Raw genomic sequence first — 18,837 nt, 5'->3', positions numbered from 1 at the left:
CCCCACCGGACACGATCTTCCGACTGGCACACTGGAAGCCGTGAGCCACACATACCAGCCTGCCGGTGACAGTCCCTTCCGTTCCGAGCCGACCGCCCGCGACCAGGCCCCGCAGTTCGTCCTGCCCCTGGTGGTCCGCATCGAGCGTGGCGCTCCCCCGGCCCGTACCGACGCCCTGGAGACCGCCGCCCGTGCGGTGCTGGTGCTGCTCGCGGACGAGCGGGCAGTCGGGGACGGGGAGTGGGCCGAGGCCGTGCGGGACTGGCAGGACGCGCGGATCCGCAAGGTCGTACGGCGGGCTCGTGGCGCCGAGTGGCGGCGCGCCGAGGCTCTGCCGGGGATCACCGTGACCGGCAAGGCGGCCGAGGTACGGGTGTTCCCGCCCGTCCCCCTCGACGGCTGGCCCAAGGATCTGGCGAGGCTCCAGGTCTCCGGCACCGACCTCGACGACCCGGAGCCCCCGGTGGCGGCGGATCCGTCGGCGCCGATGCTGTGGCTCAACCCCGACCTCGACATGTCGGCCGGCAAGGCGATGGCCCAGGCCGGGCACGGCGCCCAGCTCGCCTGGTGGGAGCTCTCCGACGAGGAGCGCACGGCCTGGCGCGAGGCGGGCTTCCCGCTCGCCGTGCGCCTGGCTGCCCGCGAGCGTTGGCAGGACCTCACCACGAGCGGCCTGCCGGTCGTACGGGACGCGGGCTTCACGGAGATCGCCCCGGGCTCGGCGACGGTGATCGCGGACCACCCGGCTCTGCGATAGCCGACGGCCGGGGTCCCAACCTCAAATGTTGCTCTGAAGCCCCGGCCCAGGGGATTCACCTCCCCGCACCCGGGCCATACCCCCTCCACGCACGTGAAGGAGGGGGACGAGGATGGAGCGACTGGGTACGGGGATCGGATGGCGACCGGAGATCGCGGACGCCGTGGAACGCATACCGGGCATCGACTGGGCCGAGGTCGTCGCCGAGAACGTGTGTCCGGGACATCTCCCGAAGTCGCTGCTGCGGCTGCGCGAGCGCGGGGTCACGGTGATCCCGCACGGTGTCTCGCTCGGCCTCGGCGGCGCCGACCGGCCCGACGAGACACGGCTGACCGCCCTCGCCGAGCGGGCCGGGGCGCTGGGCTCGCCGCTGGTCACCGAGCACATCGCGTTCGTCCGGGCGGGCGGCCCGCTCACCGCGTCCCCGCGCCTTGAGGCCGGACACCTGCTGCCCGTCCCGCGCACCCGGGACGCCCTCGACGTGCTGTGCGAGAACATCCGGATCGCCCAGGACGCCCTCCCCGTGCCGCTCGCCGTCGAGAACATCGCCGCGCTGATCTCCTGGCCCGGCGAGGAGCTGACCGAGGGTCAGTTCCTGTACGAGCTGGCCGACCGCACCGGAGTGCGGCTGCTCATCGACGTGGCGAACCTGCACACCAACCACGTCAACCGGGGCGAGGACCCGGCCGAGGCACTCGCCGAACTCCCGCTGGAGGCCATCGCGTACGTCCATGTCGCGGGCGGCTTCGAGCGGGACGGCGTCTGGCACGACAGCCACGCCCACCCGGTCCCGCGACCGGTGCTCGACATCCTCACCGACCTCGCCTCCCGGGTCGCACCGCCCGGAGTCCTGCTGGAGCGCGACGAGAACTTCCCCGAAACGGCCGAACTGGAGCGGGAGTTGGCGCAGATCCGCGCGGCCGTCGAGAAGGGCGGCCAGGAGCCGCGGACCCCGAGCAGCACGCCGGGCAACACTCCGGCACCGGCCTCTTCCGCCGCCCGCGAGCGCCTCGCCCTCGCCCAGGCCGCGCTGCTGTCCGCGCTCGTCGCCGGGACGCCCGTGCCCGAGGGGTTCGACCGGACGCGTCTGGGCGTACAGGCGCGGGCGCTCGCCGGGAAGCGGGCGGACGTCGTGGCGAAAGTCGCACCGGAACTGCCCGCGATCCTCGGCCCGCGGTACCGTCCCGCCTTCCTCTCCTACGCCCAGCGCAACCCGATGACCAGCGGCTATCGGCGCGACGCGCTCGAATTCGCCGGTCAACTGCTGGACGGCGAGGGGGCGTTGGACACTGCCGCCCGAAGGGACCTGCGGGAGTGGTGGCTGGAGCGCTCGGGCCCGGCCCCGCGCTCGCACTCGTGGCCGGCGCGGATACGGCGGACATTGACCCGCCGGTAACGAGGGGCCCCGATTAATAGTTAATATGCCCATCCCACCCCTCGAAGCGCACTGACGTGCGGTGCCGCAACTGGAGGCACCATGCGACCGCGACCCCCTGTCCCCGGCCGGGGCATCCTCAGCGGTACCGGGCTCATCATCACGGGCCTGACGGCGACCCTCGTGGCGCTGATCGTCCCGATCTGGTCGTACGCCGACCGGTCGGGCACCGGTCTCGACGTGCTCAACGCCGAGACCGTCTCGACGCGGTACGGCCCCCTGTCGGGTCTGGACCGCGAGTTCCTCACCAAGGTCCGGCTGGCAGGGCTCTGGGAGCTGCCCGCCGGTCAGCAGGCCCAGCAGAAGGGCACCACACCGGCCGTGAAGACGGCGGGCGAACATCTCGTCGAGGGGCACGCCTTCCTGGACGAGCGCGTCCGTGACGTCGCCGCGAAGCTCTCGCTCACCCTGCCCAACGAACCGAACGAGCAGCAGCGAGGGTGGCTCGCCACCCTGACCTCGGCCCAGGGCACCGAGTACGACTGGCAGTTCGCCAACATCCTGCGCGTGGCGCACGGCAAGGTGTTCTCGGTCGTCGCCCAGGTCCGCGCGAGCACCCGCAACACCCTGGTGCGCCAACTCGCCGAGGACGCCAACACCACGGTGCTGGACCACATCAAGGTCCTGGAGGCCACCGGGTACGTCGACTTCGACGCCCTGGCCCGGGACATGGCCGCCCACAGCACTCCCCCGCTCACCCGCTCCCCGGCGCCGCCCGGCCCGGTGACCGACCCCTCCCCCGTGATCCCGGTCACCCCGTCCCCGGTGCCGACGCCGACGTACACGCTGCCGCCGGCCGCCACGAGCCGCCCACCCACCAATGCCGGCAAGTCCTGATAAACGACCCAAAACCGCAACCATAAATCGAGGAACCCCCACGGCGAGCAACCAAGTCCGCGAGAGCGGCGGCGGTTCAGCCGCAAGATGGGGGCATGTTCTGGGTCCTTCTCCTGCTGCTGGCCTGGGCCGTCGCCGGCACCGCGTGCACCCGGCTGTGCCTGGCCGCCGTACACGCGGCGGCCGTGGACGTGAACGCGGGCCGAGAGCACGATCTGACGCTGTACGAGGCCGCGTTCCTGTCGGGCGGCCCCCGCCGGGTCGCCGATCTGACCCTGGTCTCCATGGCCCGCCAGCGCCGGCTGCTGCTCGCCCGCACGGGCTGGGCGACGGTCGTCGACCCGCGCGGCCGGGACGACATCGAACGCTCCGTCATAGGCGCCATCGGGCCCGAGGGCCAGTCCCGTATCGCTCCGGTACGGGATGCCGCGGCCGACGCGGAGGCGGTGGGCAGCCTCGCCGAACGCCTCGTCCGGGCCGGTCTCGCCGTGCCCGACGGAGCCCGCACCGGCATAGCGGCCGCGGTCCGCCAGGTGCAGCTCGCCGTGGCGGCCGTCCTGGCGCTGGGCGCGACCGCGCTGCTCATGCCCGGCTCGGCCGACATGCCCCGCCATCTGGTCGCGCTCTGGTTCGGGCTGCCGCTGGCGCTCACCCTGAGCTGTCTGGCCATCGCGCGCGTCGAGGTCCACCCGTACTCGCCCTGGGCCTCCCCGGCCGGACAGCGGCTGCTGGGCGCCCTGGCCCGGCACACCGGCGGCGGTGACGACCGTACGTACCTCACCACGGTCGCCGTACGCGGGGTCCGGGCGATCGGTGAGCCGGACCTGCGGGCGGCCTTCGAGCAGCGCGAGCCGCTCTGGCGCGACTGACACAGAAGGGGGCGCACACGGGGCATTGGCGCCGACACCGGCCGGACGGTGCTTGCCTTCGCCAACAGCCGAACGAAACATCCCTTTTGTTGCGTCCGTGCACCGAAGGGATACGCGATGAGAGCCCCCGCCCTCTACACGGCCGCCGGGTCGTTGCTCCTGACCACCCTCGCCGCCGCCCCGGCCGGCGGCGCGGAGGCCGTCCCGGGCCTGGCCGAGCTGCGTGGCACCGCGGTGGCCGCCGCGCGCGCGAAGGCGGACGGCATCGACTTCGGCTCCTGCTCCAAGGAGCAGGACATGCCGGGCAGTCTCCAGTGCGGCACCGTCAGCGTCCCGCTGGACTACGCGTATCCGAAGGGCAAGCAGATCAGGCTGACGGTCAGCCGGGTGCGGGCCACCCACAAGGACCCGCACAACAGCAAGCGCCTGGTGCCGCGGCAGGGCGCCCTGGTCTTCAACCCGGGCGGCCCCGGCGCCTCGGGCATGTACTTCCCGCTGATCGGTCAGATGCCCGAGTGGAAGCGCCTCGCGGCGGCCTACGACCTCGTCGGCTACGCCCCGCGCGGCGTGGGCCGCAGCGCTCCCCTGTCCTGCCAGGACCCCAAGCACTTCTTCAAGGGACCGTCACAGGCGCCCACGCACCCCTCCGAGTCGTACAAGCGGGAACGTGTCGCGCAGGCCAAGGCGTACGCGCGCGGCTGCGCCAAGCGGTCCGGCAGCGCGCTGAAGCACTATCACTCCCTCAACAACGCCCGCGACCTCGACGTCCTGCGGGCCGCGCTGGGCGAGGAGAAGCTGACGTTCATGGGCGCGTCGTACGGCACGTACTACGGCGCGCTGTACGCGACGCTCTTCCCCTCGCGGGTGCGGCGGATGGTCTTCGACGCGGCGGTGAATCCGGACCCGGAGCAGATCTGGTACCGCAACAACCTCGACCAGTCGGCGGCGTTCGAGGGCCGCTGGGCGGACCTGCGGGAGTGGATCGCCAAGCACCACAAGGTGTACGGGCTCGGCAGGACGTCGGCGCAGGTGCTGCGCAGCTACGAGAAGGCGATGGCGCGGCTCGCCGCCGAACCGGCGGGCGGGAAGGTGGGTCCCGGCCAGTTGCAGGGGTCGTTCCTCCAGGCCGGGTACTACGACGACTACTGGCCGCACCGGGCGCGGGCGCTGTCGGCGTATCTCAAGGGCGATCCGCAGCCGCTGATCGAGATCGCCGCTCCGGTGACGGAGGCGGCCGCCGAGGCGGAGAACGGCAGGGCGGTCTACACGGCCGTCGAGTGCAACGACGCGGCCTGGCCCACGGAGTGGAGTGTGTGGGACCGGGACAACACGCGGCTTGCCCGGGTGGCGCCGTTCGAGACGTGGGACAACGTGTGGATGAATCTGCCCTGCGCGTTCTGGCCCGCGCCGCGTCAGCAGCCGCTCGATGTGCGGACGGGGCCCGGTGAGTTGCCGCCGACGCTGATCCTGGCCGCCGAGCGGGATGCCGCCGCGCCTTATGAGGGGGCGCTGGAGCTGCATCAGCGGTTGTGGGGGTCGGTGCTGGTGACCGAGCGGGACGCGGGGACGCACGGGATCGCCGGTGGGCCGAACCCTTGCGTCAACGCGCATGTGGACGCGTATCTGCTGGAGGGGCGGCTTCCGGTGCGGCGCGCGACATGCGCGCCGCATCCGGAGCCGCGCCCCGACAAGTCCTAGGCGAGCCCCGCGACCAAGTCGCTCACGGACTTCCTGCGGCCCGTGTAGAACGGGACCTCCTCGCGGACGTGCATACGGGCCTCCGACGCGCGCAGGTGGCGCATCAGGTCGACGATGCGGTACAGCTCGTCCGCTTCGAAGGCGAGGATCCACTCGTAGTCCCCGAGCGAGAAGGAGGCGACGGTGTTGGCGCGGACGTCCGGGTAGCCGCGGGCCATCTTGCCGTGGTCGGCGAGCATGCGGCGGCGGTCCTCGTCGGGCAGCAGGTACCAGTCGTAGCTGCGCACGAAGGGGTAGACGCTGACGTAGTCGCGGGGCGTCTCGTCGGCGAGGAACGCCGGGATGTGCGAGCGGTTGAACTCGGCGGGGCGGTGCAGCGCCATGTTCGACCACACCGGCTCCAGGGCGCGGCCCAGCTTGGTGCGGCGGAAGAGGTTGTACGCCTCCTGGAGCTGGTCGCTGGTCTCGGCGTGCCACCAGATCATGACGTCGGCGTCCGCGCGCAGCCCGGACACGTCGTAGGTGCCGCGGATCGTCACGTCCTTGGCGGCGAGCTGGTCGAACAGCTCCTGGACCTCGTCGGCGTAGCCCGTACGGTCCTCGGGGAGCACGTCCTTCAGCTTGAAGACGGACCAGAGGGTGTAGCGGATGACCTCGTTGAGGTCCTTGGCCAGCTTGCCCTTGTTCGGGATCCGGCCGGCCTCGGTGGTGGGGGCGTCGTCACTCATGGTCCCTATTCTCCTGCTCCTCCGTGCAGACTCTGCACCGGGTGGGCGGTGAGCTCCTGCACAGCGCGCAGGTCACCGTGGATCTGGTCGACGGCCGCGTACGCGCTCGCGATGCACGCCGGGATGCCCACGCCGTCGTAGGCCGCGCCGCACACGGCAAGGCCCGGGACCTTGCCGAGGTGCTCGCGGATGCGGGCCACGCGCGCGTGGTGGCCGACGGGGTACTGGGGCAGGCCGTCGGTCCAGCGGGTGACGCGGGTGGCGACCGGGGTGGCGTCCAGGCCGGTCGCCGCCTTGAGGTCGTGCCGGGAGACCTCGACGAGGTCGGCGTCCTCCCGCTGGAGGATCTCCGTCTCGCCGTACCGCCCGACGGAGGTGCGCAGCACCAGCACGTCCGGGTCCTCCTCGTGGATCCAGCCCCACTTCTGGGAGGCGAAGGTCGAGGCCTTGATGGTGTGGCCGTCGACGGGCGGGACGAGGAAGCCGCTGCCTTCGGGGAGGGCGGTGTCGGCGCGGCGGTAGGCGAGGGTGACCAGGGCCATGGAGGCGTACTCGACGGCGGCCAGCTCGCTCGCGGCGGCCGGGGCCTCGGCGCGCAGCAGCTCGGCGGCGGCACGCGCGGGTACGGCGACGACGACGGCGTCCGCGCGCAGCGTCCGGTCGCCGGTGACGACCCGCCAGCCGTCCGCATCGCGGCGCAGTTCGGTCACCGGAGCCCCGGTGACGATCTCGCCGCCCCTGGCCCGCACCGACTCCGCGACGGAGAGCGGAAGGGTGCCGATTCCGCCCTCGATGCCCATGAACACCGGGCCGGTCTGCTGATTCGCGGCCGCCTTGGCCTGGATCTCGCGGACCGCCTCGGTCAGGGAGTCATGGGTCTGCGCGGCCTGGAAGAGCTGGGGGACGGCCGAGCGCATCGAGATGCGGTAGGCGTCGCCCGCGTACACCCCGCCCAGCAGCGGCTCGACCAGCCGGTCGACGACCTCGCGGCCCAGGCGCTGCGCCACATACGCCCCGACCGCCACGTCGTCACCGACCTCGGTGCGGGGCAGTTCGGCGTCGCGCCCGATCCGGGCGAGGCCCTCGTCGGACAGGACGCCGGCCAGGGCGGAGGCGGTGCCGGGCACGCCCATGACATGGCCCTTGGGCATGGGGCGCAGGGCGCCGCGGGTCCACAGGGAGGCGGTGGCGGTGGCCGGCGGCTGGAGGCGCCCGTCGAGGCCGACCTCGCGGGCCAGAGCGACGGCCTCGGGGCGGCGCGCCAGCATCGACTCGGCGCCGAGGTCCACGCGAACGCCCGCGATCTCGCCGGGCAGCAGCTTGCCGCCGATCCGGTCCGAGGCCTCCAGCACCGTCACATGTCTGCCCTCGGCCAGCAGCCGGTGGGCCGCCGCAAGGCCGGCGATCCCGGCTCCGATGACGACGACCTGCCCGTGTTCCGCCGGAGTGTCCGCTGCGTGCATGATCCCACTCTCTCAAACACCACTGACACTCCCGCCAGGGCCGTTCGGCCCTTCACCGCCGGACCGCCGCGTGCCCGGCCCGAGTCCCGACCGTGACCGCATCGGAACCGTCGCGGGCCAACGTCCGTACCCGCTCCGGCGTCGAAGAAGCATCAGTCGTCACGACCCTCGGGGGGTAACGCCACCATGCGCGCACGACGTTCCGTACGACCTGTTCAGGCCCTAGCCGGCCTCCTGCTGGCCGCGGCCCTGGCGCTGACCGGTTGCAGCGCCGGAGCCGACTCCAGCGACTCCGGCGGCAGCAACGAGGCCGCCAAGTCCCAGGCGGACAGCGCCGCGGGCCCCGCGGCCGGGGACTCCGGCGCCGAGAAGGCGGACGCCCCGCCCAAGATCACCGCGAGCCGCATCATCCGTACCGCCTCGCTGACCGTGCAGGTCAAGGACGTACCGAAGGCTCTCGACGAGGCCCGTACGACCACCGAGAACGCGGGCGGCTACGTCGGCAACGAGACGACCACCCGCGACGAGAAGGGCAGGGAGCGCACCCGGGTCGTCCTGCGCGTGCCCGTCGACTCCTACGCGGACGTCCTCGCCGACCTGGAGGGCACGGGCAAGTTGCTCGACCGCACCGCCAAGGCGCAGGACGTCACCGACCAGGTCGTCGACGTGGAGAGCCGCATCACGTCGCAGCGGGCCAGCGTGGCCCGGATCCGTGAGCTGATGGACCAGGCCACCAAGCTGAGCGACGTGGTGACGCTGGAGGGCGAACTGAGCACCCGCCAGGCGGACCTGGAGTCGCTGCTGGCCCGGCAGGCCTCCCTGAAGGACCGCACGAGCCTCGCCACCATCACCCTGTCGCTGTCCGAGACTCCGGTGAAGAAGGCGGCGGCCGAGGACGACGACCCGGGCGTCATGGACGCGCTGACGGGCGGCTGGGACGCCTTCGTGACGATGCTGCGGTGGATCGTCATGGCCGTCGCGGCGGTGCTGCCGTTCGCCGCGGGGGCGGCCCTGCTCGTCGTGCTCTGGCTGCGGCTGATCCAGCCCCGCCTGGGCCGCCGCTCCGAGCCCGCCCCCGCGACGACCGCGCTCGGCCCGCTTCCCACGGCACGTCCCGCGCCCGGCCCCGACAGGGACTGACCACAAGCCCGAAATGATCGGCGCCCGTAGCGTGTTCGCATGAACATGAGCCTTGGGCGGGGTACGAAGGAACGGCTGGTCGTGATCGGCGGCGACGCCGCGGGGATGTCCGCGGCGTCGCAGGCACGGCGCATGAAGGGCGTCGACGAACTGGAGATCGTGGCCTTCGAACGCGGCCACTTCTCCTCGTACTCGGCGTGCGGAATCCCGTACTGGGTCGGCGGCGACGTCGCCGAGCGCGACGCGCTGATCGCCCGTACGCCCGAGGAGCACCGCGCGCGGGACATCGATCTGCGCCTGCGCACCGAGGTCATGGAGATCGACGTGGCCGGACAGCGGGTACGCGCGCGTGACGTCGATTCCGGGGCCGAGTCCTGGACGTCGTACGACAAACTCGTGATCGCGACCGGCGCCCGTCCGATCCGTCCCGACATGCCGGGCTCCGACGCGCCGGGGGTGCACGGGGTGCAGACCCTGGACGACGGGCAGGCGCTGCTGGACACGCTGGCACGCACGCGTGGCCGGCGCGCGGTCGTGGTCGGCGCCGGTTACATCGGTGTGGAGATGGCCGAGGCGCTGATCAACCGCGGTTACGAGGTGACGGTCGTCAACCGCGGCAAGGAGCCGATGTCCACGCTCGACCCCGACATGGGCCGCCTGGTGCACGAGGCGATGACGGGCCTCGGCATCACGATGGTCGACGACGCCGAGGTCACCAAGATCCTCACCGGCGACGACGGCCACGTCCGCGCGGTGGCCACCGAGGACGCCGAGTACCCGGCGGACGTCGTCGTCCTCGGCATCGGCGTCCGCCCGGAGACGACGCTCGCCCGCGTGGCGGGCCTGCCCCTCGGCCACCACCAGGGCCTGCTCACCGATCTCGCGATGCGCGTGCGCGGACACGAGAACATCTGGGCGGGCGGCGACTGCGTGGAGGTCCTCGACCTGGTCTCGGGCCAGGAACGCCATATCGCCCTCGGCACCCACGCCAACAAGCACGGCCAGGTCATCGGCACCAACGTCGGCGGCGGCTACGCCACCTTCCCCGGTGTGGTCGGCACCGCGGTCAGCAAGGTCTGCGACCTGGAGATCGCCCGCACGGGCCTGCGCGAGAAGGACGCGCGCAGGGCGGGACTCCAGTACGTCACCGCCACCATCGAGTCGACCAGCCGGGCCGGTTACTACCCCGGCGCCGACCTCATGACGGTCAAGATCCTCGCCGAGCGCCGTACCGGCCGCCTGCTGGGCGTTCAGATCGTCGGCAGGGAGGGCGCGGCCAAGCGCGTGGACATCGCGGCGGTGGCCCTGACCGCGGGGATGACGGTGGAGCAGATGACGGCCCTGGACCTCGGCTACGCCCCGCCGTTCAGCCCGGTGTGGGACCCGGTACTGGTCGCGGCCCGCAAGGCGACGAAGGCGGTGCCGGCAGGCTCCTAGGCCGTCCCGCTGATCCTCGGCAGGGACGCCACCGACGCGCTGGAGGGAGCGGCCACCGGCTGCTCCCCCGGCTTGGCGTGCGCGGCCGACGCCCGCACCGACCGCAGCCGATGGCTCACCGCTTCGTCCAGCGTCACCGGCCGCCCCATCTGCGCGGCGAGCCGCCCGGCCTCCTGGCCCAGCCGCGCGACGTCCTCCCAGGGAAGCCGCACCACCACGGAGAGCTCCGCCTCACCGTCCGGCAGCGCGTGCATCGAAGGAGCAACTCGATCGTTCATCGCCTGTCCTCACGTAGACCCGGTTGACAAGCCATACGCACGCAAAGACACCGGCGTTCACCGATTCCCGGACCGCATCCAGGGAAGAAGAAACTCGTGGTCATCCCCGTCCATGACGTGAACCCCGCACGCACCACCCCGTGGGTGACGTACGGCCTGATCGCCGCGAACGTCCTCGTCTTCCTCGCCATGCCCGGCACCGTCGGCGTGCCCGGGCAGAGCCGCCTGGCCCAGACGTGCGAGTTGCACGCGTTCCTGGACCACTACGCGGCGGTGCCACGGGAGTTGATCCACGATCAGCTGCCCCGGCTGGTCCCGACCGGCGATGTGGCGGTGGGCCCGCAGGGCCCCGGCTGCGTGATCGGCGAGCCGGGCTATGACAAGTCACCGGTGCTGTCGGTCTTCACGGCGATGTTCCTGCACGGCGGCTGGCTGCACCTGCTGGGCAACATGCTCTTCCTGCTGATCTTCGGCAACAACATCGAGGACCGCATGGGCCATGTGCGGTACCTGCTGTTCTACGTCGTCTGCGGCTATGCGGCCGGTTACGGCTTCGCGCTCCTCAACGACGACTCCGGCGACCCCCTGATCGGCGCCTCGGGAGCCGTCGCCGGGGTGCTGGGCGCCTATCTGGTGCTGTATCCGAAGGCCAGGGTCTGGGTGCTGGTGCCGTTCCTGATCTTCCTGCCGCTCAGACTGCCGGCCTGGCTGGTGCTGGGCTTCTGGTTCGCGCTCCAGGCGGTGTACTCGTCCGGCGAGGGCGTCTCCGACGCCGGGACCGTCGCGTACGCGGCCCATGTCGTCGGCTTCGTCGCGGGCATGCTCCTCGCCTGGCCCCTCAAACCCGGCACACCACCGCCGCCGGAACCGCGCGGCCTGCTGTTCGGCAGGAGGGCGCGGCCCCGGGAGACGTGGTGAATCAGCGCGCGGGGTGCGTGTGGACGTACTCCACGAGCCGGGTCAGCGTGTCCGGGTCGGTGTTCGGCATGACGCCGTGGCCGAGGTTGAAGACGTGTCCCTCCAGGCCCGCCGCGGCGTCGAGGACTTCCTGCGTCTTGGTCTCGACGGCCTCGGTGGTGGAGAACAGCACGGTCGGGTCGAGGTTGCCCTGGAGCGCCTTGCCGGGGCCGACCCGGCGGGCGGCCTCGTCCAGCGGGACACGCCAGTCGACGCCGACGACATCCGCGCCGGCCTCGCCCATCAGCCCGAGCAGTTCGCCGGTGCCGACGCCGAAGTGGATGCGCGGGACGCCGTAACCGGCGACCGCCTGGAAGACCTTGGCCGAGGCGGGCATCACCGAGCGGCGGTAGTCGGCGGGGGCGAGCGCCCCGACCCAGGAGTCGAAGAGCTGGACCGCGGAGGCGCCGGCCTCGATCTGGACCTTCAGGAAGGCGGCCGTGATGTCCGCGAGACGGTCGAGCAGATCGGCCCAGAGCTCCGGGTCGCCGTACATCATCGCCTTGGCGTTCTCGTACGTACGCGACGGACCGCCCTCGACGAGGTAACTCGCGAGGGTGAAAGGCGCGCCCGCGAAACCGATGAGCGGGGTGGACCCGAGCTCGCGGGTGAGCAGACCGATGGCCTCGGTGACGTAGGAGATGTCCTCGGGGGTCAGATCGCGTAGTTGGGCCAGGTCGGCGCGGGTGCGGATCGGGTTCTCGACGACCGGGCCGACGCCGGGCTTGATGTCGAGGTCGACGCCGATGGCCTTGAGCGGGACGACGATGTCGCTGAAGTAGATCGCCGCGTCCACGTTGTGCCGGCGCACGGGCTGGAGGGTGATCTCGGTGACCAGCTCCGGGCGCATGCAGGATTCGAGCATCGGAATGCCCTCGCGGACCTTGCGGTACTCCGGCAGGGAGCGGCCGGCCTGCCGCATGAACCACACCGGGGTGTGCGGCACGGGCTCGCGCCTGCACGCCTTGAGGAAGGCGGAGTCGTACGTCGCTGTCGGCTGCGTGTCGTTGGCACTCACGGTGGTCAGTCTCGCACGGGGGCGGTGGCGTCCTGCCCGCAGGCCAGGAGGTCGACCGGGTGTCTAGACCCGCACCGGGCGCCGATTCCCCTTAATCTTCCCGCATGGCTGCGGCTCAGGGACGACGGTCGGGTGGAATGGATGACGCGAAGGACACCGGGGAGGCGGACGGGCATGCGAGCAGTGGAGCGCCGCCGGTCTTCCGAGCCGCGGTGGAGGCCTTGCGCGGCGCTCGGCTGAGGCCGCAGATCGAGGTGGAGTCCACGCGCGCGCCGCAGCGGCTCGCCCCGCACGCGTACGCGCTGGAGGCGACCGTCGTCGACGGCGACCAGGATCTGGCCGACGGGCGTCTGGTGCTGTTGCACGACCCGGCCGGGCACGACGCCTGGCGGGGCACGTTCCGCCTGGTGACGCTGGTGCGGGCGGAGCTGGAGCCGGAGATGGCGGCGGATCCGCTGCTGCCGGAGGTGTGCTGGTCGTGGCTGACCGGTGCGCTCCAGGCGCGCGGGCTGACGCAAGGCGAGCCGAGCGGCACCGTCACCCGCGCGAGTTCGCACTACTTCGGCGGTCTTTCCGAACGTCCGTCGGCCTCGCAGATCGAGATCCGCGCGTCCTGGACCCCGCGCGAGGGCCTCGGCGGCGTCCCGGACACCGCGGCGCATCTGGCGTCCTGGGCGGATCTGCTCGCGCAGGTCGCGGGGCTGCCGCCGGCCGGGCCCGGTGACGCGGCGGTGGTGACGCTGCCACAGCGGCGCGGACCGCAGTCGCGATAAGCATCACTTTGTCGATACGGCCACTTTCAGTCATGAGCGTTACTCGAACGAACCGATTCGTTCACCGAACGATCGACCGCATGTCCGAATTGCACCAATTGTTACTCACTAGATCGTGATCATTCCCTAAAGAACTTCAGGTTTGGTGCCGAAGACGACTGTGACCTTCAAAGCCGTCCCGCACCCCAGGAGGCCTGGTGTCCGTTCTCCTTGAGCAGCCCGCAAGCCTGGTCGCCTACCGCCCGAACAAGCCGACCGCCATGGTGGTCGTGGCCGACCCCCGCGTCCGTTCCACCGTCACCCGCCACCTGTGGGCGCTCGGTGTGCGCGACGTCATCGAGGCCTCGTCCGTCGCGGAGGCTCGTCCCCGCATCGGCAACCCCCGCGACATCTGTATCGCCGACGTCCACCTGCCCGACGGCTCCGGCCTGACCCTACTGTCGGAGACCCGCGCCGCGGGCTGGCCCAACGGCCTCGCCCTGTCCGCCGCCGACGACATCGGCGCCGTCCGCAACGCACTGGCCGGAGGCGTGAAGGGCTACGTCGTCACCGGCACCCGCACCAACGTCGGGCTCCCCACCCGACCCGGTGCCGCCCCCATCGGTGCCGCCGCCCGTATGCACCGCCGCCCCCCGGGTGCCCCGAGCCACCCGGGCGGCTACCGCGAACTGTCCGGCCGTGAGGTCGAGGTGCTGCGACTGGTGGCGGAGGGCCAGTCGAACAAGGCCATCGGCGTCTCGATGGGCCTGTCCGCGCTGACCGTCAAGAGCCACCTCGCCCGTATCGCCCGCAAGCTCGGCACGGGCGACCGCGCCGGCATGGTCGCCGTCGCCCTGCGCACCGGCATCATCCACTGACCCCCTCCCACCCGCCATTCACGGACGTGAACGGATCCGCCGCCGGCCCGCCCCACCCGTGGCCCCCCGTCGTGGACCGGATGAATCACCGACCTGACTGGTTTACGACCCCCAGGCGCCCGTCGACGGAACGTTCCGTCGACGGGCGCTGTCCATACACAGATACCCTTGACAGGTGACCGACGCCCAAGAGACCGCAGCAGACAGCTCACTGCGAACCACCGGAGGCGCCCCTCCGGACGACGGCGGATCTTCTGTCACGGGGGCGCCGGCCGGGGCACCGAACCCTGAACCGACCCCTTTGCTGGAACCGCGCGAAGGCATTCCGCCCGTGATCGCCGACGAGGAGTGCCTCGTCCGCGTCATCGCCGCGTTCGCCGCCGGATCGGGACCCGTCGCCGTCGACGCCGAGCGCGCCTCCGGCTACCGCTACGGACAGCGCGCCTACCTCGTACAGCTGCGCCGCCAGGGCGCGGGCACCGCGTTGATCGACCCCGTGGCCTGTCCCGACCTGTCCGGTCTCGGCGAGGCGCTCTCCGGTACGGAGTGGGTACTGCACGCCGCGACCCAGGACCTGCCGTGCCTGAGAGAGATAGGCATGGTGCCCGATCAGCTGTTCGACACCGAGCTGGCCGGGCGGCTCGCCGGGTTCCCGCGGGTCGGGCTCGGCGCGATGGTCGAGAGCGTTCTCGGCTTCGTCCTGGAGAAGGGGCACTCCGCCGTCGACTGGTCCACCCGCCCGCTGCCCGAGCCGTGGCTGCGCTACGCCGCGCTGGACGTGGAGCTCCTGGTGGATCTGCGCGACGCGCTGGAGAAGGAGCTGGACCGGCAGGGCAAGCTGGAGTGGGCCCGGCAGGAGTTCGACGCGATCGCGTCCGCGCCGCCGGCCGAGCCGCGCAAGGACCCCTGGCGCCGCACCTCCGGGATGCACAAGGTGCGGCGGCGCCGGCAGCTCGGCGTCGTGCGCGAGCTGTGGGAGACGCGGGACCGGATCGCGCGGCGACGGGATGTGTCGCCGGGCAAGGTGCTGTCGGACGCGGCGATCGTGGAGGCCGCGCTCGCTCTGCCCGCCAACACACATGCGCTGGCCGCGTTGAACGGTTTCGGGCATCGGATGGGGCGGCGCCAGCTTGAGCAGTGGCAGGCGGCCGTCGAACGGGCCAAGGCGCTCGGCGAGTCGCAGTTGCCGCAGCCCGGGCAGCCGGTGACCGGGCCTCCGCCGCCGCGCGCGTGGGCCGACAAGGACCCCGCGGCCGCGGCGCGTCTTTCGGCGGCCCGCGCCGGGGTCTCCGCGCTGGCGGAGCGGCTCAACATGCCCCAGGAGAACCTGATCACCCCGGACACCGTGCGCCGGGTGTGCTGGGAGCCGCCGAAGGACGTGGACGCGGAGTCGGTCGGGGCCGCCCTGGCGGGGCACGGCGCCCGTCCCTGGCAGATCGAGCAGGTCACGCCCTTGTTGGTGGCGGCGCTGTCCGGCTAGATCTCACCTGGTCGCCCCCCTCATGAAGCCGTTGTAGATGAACCGCTGGAGGAAGAGGAAGACGATCAGCGTCGGCAGGATCACCAGCACCGCTCCTGCCGAGATCGTCTCCCAGTGGGCCGCGTACGGCCCGCGGAAGCGGAACAACGACGTCGAGATCACGCCAAGGTCTTCGGACGGCATGTACAGGAACGGGATGTAGAAGTCGTTGTAGACGGTGATCCCCTTCACGATCACCACCGTCGCGATCGCCGGTTTCAGCAGCGGGAAGATGATCTTTCGGTAGATCGTGAAGGCGTTGGCGCCCTCCAGGCGGGCCGATTCGTCCAGGGAGATCGGGATGGACCGGACGAACTGCAGGAAGATGTAGATCGACACGATGTCCGTGCCCATGTAGAGCACGATCGGCGCCCAGAGGGTGTCGAACATGCCGAGGCTGTTGACGATCTGGAAGGTCGCCACCTGTGTGGTGACCCCGGGGACCAGCGCGGCGACCAGGAAGAGCGCGACCACCAGCTTCTTGAAACGGAAGGTGAAGCGGTCGATCGCGTACGCCGTCATCGAGCCGATCAGGACCGTGCCGCCGATCGCGACCACCAGGATGAGGGCCGTGTTCCCGAACGCCGAGAGCATCCGGCCGTCCTGGAACGCGGTCACGTAGTTGTCGAAGTTCAGCGGATTCCCCGGGAGCGAGAGCGCTCCGTCGGCCTCCGCCATCTCCTGCTCGGTCTTCAGTGACGTCAGCAGGACCACGACCAGCGGGAGCAGGACCACCACGGTCGCCCCGACCAGCGACAGACAGACGAACGTACGGGCTACGGCTCGCCGCGTCATACGAGGTCCACCTTGTCGTCGGGGACCATGCGCCGCTGGACCCAGGTCACCAGCAGGATGATCAGCAGCAGCACGACCGCGGCCGCCGAGGCGAGCCCCGTCTTGTTGAAACGGAAGGCCAGGTTCACGGTCTGGATGACGAAGGTCTCGGTGCCGGTCGCCCCGCCGGTCATGATGTACGGGATCTCGAAGACCGACAGCGAGCCGGAGATCGACAGGATGACCGTCAGGCTCAGCACCGGCTTGATGCCCGGCGCGATGATGTAGCGGAACTGGTGCCAGCGGTTGGCTCCGTCCAGTTCGGCCGCCTCGTACAACTCCCCCGGGATCGACTGGATGGCGCCGAGGAACAGCACGAAGTTCAGGCCCAGATAGCGCCAGACCGAGACGCCGGCGAGCGAGGTGTTGGCGGAGGTCGAGGTGCCGAGCCAGGCGTGGTCGGTGTGCACGCCGAACAGGCTGAGCACCGAGTCGAGGGTGCCGCCGTCCTGGAAGAAATAGAGGAACACGAAGCCGATCGCGACCCCGTTGATCAGATACGGGAAGAAGAGCACCCCCTTGAAGAAGTTCCGGAAGCGAACGTTGAAGCTCAGGATCGTCGCGAAGTAGAGGGCGGCGGCGATCTGGACCGCGGAGGCCGCGAGGTAGTAGCCGCTGACGAAGAAGACCCGGAAGAGATCCTCGCGGGTGAAGATCTCCGTGTAGTTGTCGGCGCCCGTGTAGTGCAGTTCGGGGCTCACGCCGTCCCAGTCGGTGAAGCTGTACGCGACCATGTTGGCGATCGGCGCATAGGTGAAGACGATCAGCAGCGTGAGCGGGGCGATCAGGAACAGCCAGGGCGTCACCCCCCGCCACCGGCGTCCGCGGGCGGGGGCGGCGATCTCCGCCCCCGCGCTCGTCTTCTCGACCGTCTGCTGCGCGGTGGCTGCCATCAGCCCTGCGCCTCGGTCCACCGCTCGCTGAGATCGGCGAAGAAGTCGTCGAGACCGCCCTTCGTGGCGCCCCGGGCCAGGTCCACCAGCTTCTGGCGGTACTCGGGGGCGTAGATGCCGGTCTCCGACTGATTGTCGATCTGCTTGACGTCGGCACCCCTGGAGTCGTCCACCTCGATGAACTTCACGCCCGCGTCCTCGTAAGGCTGCAACACCTCGGGCAGCGGGGCGTTCTTGAGCGGGGAGATCGCCAGATTGTCCTTGTCGTAACCGGACTTGTCCGTGAACCAGTCGATCCAGGCGCGGGCGGCGTCCTTGTGCTGGGAGTGGACGTTGACGGCCTGGTTGTAGTCGGGGCGACCGCGGCGCAGAACTTGCCGTCCGTCTGAGCCGGGAAGGGCATGAAGCCGATGTCGTCGGGGTTCACCCCGGCCTTCTTCGCGGCGTCCTGGAACTGGACGATGGCCCAGGTGCCGAGCCACTGCGTGGCGATCTCACCCTTGGCCGTACGGGGCTTGGACTCCTCCCAGTTGGTGGTCGTCGGGTCCTTCTCGGCCAGGCCCTGCTTCACGATGTCGTGCAGCAGGGTGTCACCGACGCGAAGGTCGGCGTTCTCGGCCCAGGGGTCGCCCTCGGCGAGTTTGGTGGTGGCCTGCGGGTCGCAGTGGACCGAGCCGTTGACGTACGTCCAGGAGGTCAGCGTCCAGCCGGCGGCGAAGTTGGTGTAGTACGGCACCGCGTCGGTCTTGGACTTGATGGCCTTCAGCGCGGTGAGGAACTCGGCCGACGTGGTGGGCCATTCGGTCACGCCGGCCTCCCGCCAGACCCTCTTGTTGTAGATGAAGCCGGGGGTCACCCCGACCGGGCTCTGGCCGTAGACCTTGCCGTCGACGGTGGTGAAATCGGTGAAGCGGTACTTCTCGCCGCGCTCCTCCACGGTGCCCAGCGAGGCGAAGAACTTGGGGTAGTCGGCCTTCTTGATCACTGCGGGGATCAGGAGGACGTCGCCGTAGTTCTCCGTGTTCATCCGGATCTTGACTTCGGACTCGTAGTTGGTGAGCGCCTCGAACTCGACCTTGACCTTCGGATAGGTCTTGTTGAACTCGGCGGCGTACTTGTCCATCGTGCCGTCCTGCACGAGGTCCGTGCGCACGGTGAGGACCTTGATGGTTCCGCTGACCTTGGCCGGGTCGGTGGGCGCCTTCGCGTCCGCCCCCTTCGACGAACCTCCGGTGCCGGTGCACGCCGAGAGCAGCAGGGCGGCACCCGTGACCATGGCGAGGACTGTACGGCGGTACATGTGCATCAGCTCCGTTCATCACGTGACGGACGAGCACTCGCGGG

At 70.9% G+C, this 18,837-nt stretch carries 17 protein-coding genes and 1 pseudogene; 11 read left to right on the top strand and 7 right to left on the bottom strand.

The window, feature by feature from the left end:
- Positions 1-40 precede the first annotated feature (40 nt).
- The 5 genes from H4N64_RS10170 (at position 41) to H4N64_RS10150 (ending at position 5,596) form a co-directional block, all read left to right on the top strand.
- Complete coding sequence (locus tag H4N64_RS10170) at positions 41-757, top strand: peptidyl-tRNA hydrolase (protein ID WP_186281878.1); 717 nt, start codon at positions 41-43, stop codon at positions 755-757.
- A 112-nt stretch (positions 758-869) separates the two neighbouring features.
- A complete protein-coding gene (locus H4N64_RS10165; protein ID WP_186281877.1) occupies positions 870-2,153 on the top strand; it encodes an MbnB/TglH/ChrH family RiPP precursor modification enzyme in 1,284 nt (427 codons plus the stop codon).
- Positions 2,154-2,234: 81 nt separating this feature from the next.
- On the top strand, positions 2,235-3,029 hold the full coding sequence (locus tag H4N64_RS10160) for a DUF4142 domain-containing protein (protein WP_186281876.1): 795 nt from the start codon (positions 2,235-2,237) through the stop codon (positions 3,027-3,029).
- Between the two features lie 95 nt (positions 3,030-3,124).
- Entirely contained in the window at positions 3,125-3,898 is a 774-nt protein-coding gene (locus H4N64_RS10155) for a TIGR04222 domain-containing membrane protein (RefSeq protein WP_186281875.1), read from the top strand.
- 117 nt (positions 3,899-4,015) lie between these two features.
- Entirely contained in the window at positions 4,016-5,596 is a 1,581-nt protein-coding gene (locus H4N64_RS10150; RefSeq protein ID WP_186281874.1) for an alpha/beta hydrolase, read from the top strand.
- Here the strand turns inward: H4N64_RS10150 and hemQ are convergent.
- Together hemQ and hemG are read right to left on the bottom strand one after the other, a co-directional pair.
- On the bottom strand, positions 5,593-6,324 hold the full coding sequence (gene hemQ / locus H4N64_RS10145; RefSeq protein ID WP_186281873.1) for a hydrogen peroxide-dependent heme synthase: 732 nt from the start codon (positions 6,322-6,324) through the stop codon (positions 5,593-5,595). The genes H4N64_RS10150 and hemQ overlap by 4 nt on opposite strands.
- A gap of 5 nt (positions 6,325-6,329) precedes the next feature.
- The gene (hemG, locus tag H4N64_RS10140) at positions 6,330-7,787 is read right to left on the bottom strand and encodes a protoporphyrinogen oxidase (RefSeq protein WP_186281872.1); all 1,458 of its coding nucleotides are present in this window, start codon (positions 7,785-7,787) and stop codon (positions 6,330-6,332) included.
- A gap of 186 nt (positions 7,788-7,973) precedes the next feature.
- Between hemG and H4N64_RS10135 the strand changes: the two genes are divergently transcribed.
- Positions 7,974-8,927, top strand: a complete 954-nt coding sequence (locus H4N64_RS10135; protein WP_186281871.1) for a DUF4349 domain-containing protein — start codon at positions 7,974-7,976, stop codon at positions 8,925-8,927.
- Positions 8,928-8,966: 39 nt separating this feature from the next.
- Complete coding sequence (locus tag H4N64_RS10130) at positions 8,967-10,364, top strand: FAD-dependent oxidoreductase (protein ID WP_186281870.1); 1,398 nt, start codon at positions 8,967-8,969, stop codon at positions 10,362-10,364.
- Here H4N64_RS10130 and H4N64_RS10125 read toward each other — a convergent pair.
- Positions 10,361-10,642, bottom strand: a complete 282-nt coding sequence (locus H4N64_RS10125) for a hypothetical protein (protein ID WP_186281869.1) — start codon at positions 10,640-10,642, stop codon at positions 10,361-10,363. The genes H4N64_RS10130 and H4N64_RS10125 overlap by 4 nt on opposite strands.
- Positions 10,643-10,738: 96 nt before the next feature.
- Here H4N64_RS10125 and H4N64_RS10120 point away from each other — a divergent pair, with 96 nt between their 5' ends.
- On the top strand, positions 10,739-11,560 hold the full coding sequence (locus tag H4N64_RS10120; protein WP_186281868.1) for a rhomboid family intramembrane serine protease: 822 nt from the start codon (positions 10,739-10,741) through the stop codon (positions 11,558-11,560).
- A gap of 1 nt (position 11,561) precedes the next feature.
- Here H4N64_RS10120 and hemE read toward each other — a convergent pair whose 3' ends face one another.
- Positions 11,562-12,617, bottom strand: a complete 1,056-nt coding sequence (hemE, locus tag H4N64_RS10115) for a uroporphyrinogen decarboxylase (RefSeq protein ID WP_186281867.1) — start codon at positions 12,615-12,617, stop codon at positions 11,562-11,564.
- A 137-nt stretch (positions 12,618-12,754) separates the two neighbouring features.
- Here hemE and H4N64_RS10110 point away from each other — a divergent pair, with 137 nt between their 5' ends.
- The 3 genes from H4N64_RS10110 to H4N64_RS10100 all read left to right on the top strand — a co-directional run bounded on the left by H4N64_RS10110 (position 12,755) and on the right by H4N64_RS10100 (position 15,727).
- Positions 12,755-13,390: a DUF3000 domain-containing protein gene (locus H4N64_RS10110; RefSeq protein WP_186281866.1), complete on the top strand. Its 636-nt coding sequence runs from the start codon at positions 12,755-12,757 to the stop codon at positions 13,388-13,390.
- Between the two features lie 197 nt (positions 13,391-13,587).
- The gene (locus H4N64_RS10105) at positions 13,588-14,247 is read left to right on the top strand and encodes a LuxR C-terminal-related transcriptional regulator (protein WP_186281865.1); all 660 of its coding nucleotides are present in this window, start codon (positions 13,588-13,590) and stop codon (positions 14,245-14,247) included.
- A 175-nt stretch (positions 14,248-14,422) separates the two neighbouring features.
- Positions 14,423-15,727 carry an HRDC domain-containing protein gene (locus tag H4N64_RS10100; RefSeq protein ID WP_186281864.1) on the top strand — a complete coding sequence of 435 codons (1,305 nt, stop codon included), beginning with the start codon at positions 14,423-14,425 and terminating at the stop codon, positions 15,725-15,727.
- A gap of 3 nt (positions 15,728-15,730) precedes the next feature.
- Here the strand turns inward: H4N64_RS10100 and H4N64_RS10095 are convergent, their stop codons facing one another.
- The 3 genes and pseudogenes from H4N64_RS10095 to H4N64_RS10085 form a co-directional block, all read right to left on the bottom strand.
- Positions 15,731-16,561 carry a carbohydrate ABC transporter permease gene (locus H4N64_RS10095; RefSeq protein ID WP_186281863.1) on the bottom strand — a complete coding sequence of 277 codons (831 nt, stop codon included), beginning with the start codon at positions 16,559-16,561 and terminating at the stop codon, positions 15,731-15,733.
- Positions 16,558-17,493 (bottom strand): carbohydrate ABC transporter permease, encoded by a 936-nt coding sequence (locus H4N64_RS10090; protein WP_186281862.1) that lies wholly within the window; start codon positions 17,491-17,493, stop codon positions 16,558-16,560. The genes H4N64_RS10095 and H4N64_RS10090 overlap by 4 nt, the downstream gene beginning before the upstream one ends.
- Positions 17,493-18,793: pseudogene (locus H4N64_RS10085) on the bottom strand (ABC transporter substrate-binding protein). The gene H4N64_RS10090 and the pseudogene H4N64_RS10085 overlap by 1 nt, the downstream one beginning before the upstream one ends.
- Between the last annotated feature and the right edge of the window lie 44 nt (positions 18,794-18,837).

Source organism: Streptomyces cupreus (assembly GCF_014257025.1).
GTDB classification, from domain to species: domain Bacteria; phylum Actinomycetota; class Actinomycetes; order Streptomycetales; family Streptomycetaceae; genus Streptomyces; species Streptomyces cupreus.
This window is presented reverse-complemented; position numbering and strand designations above follow the sequence as displayed.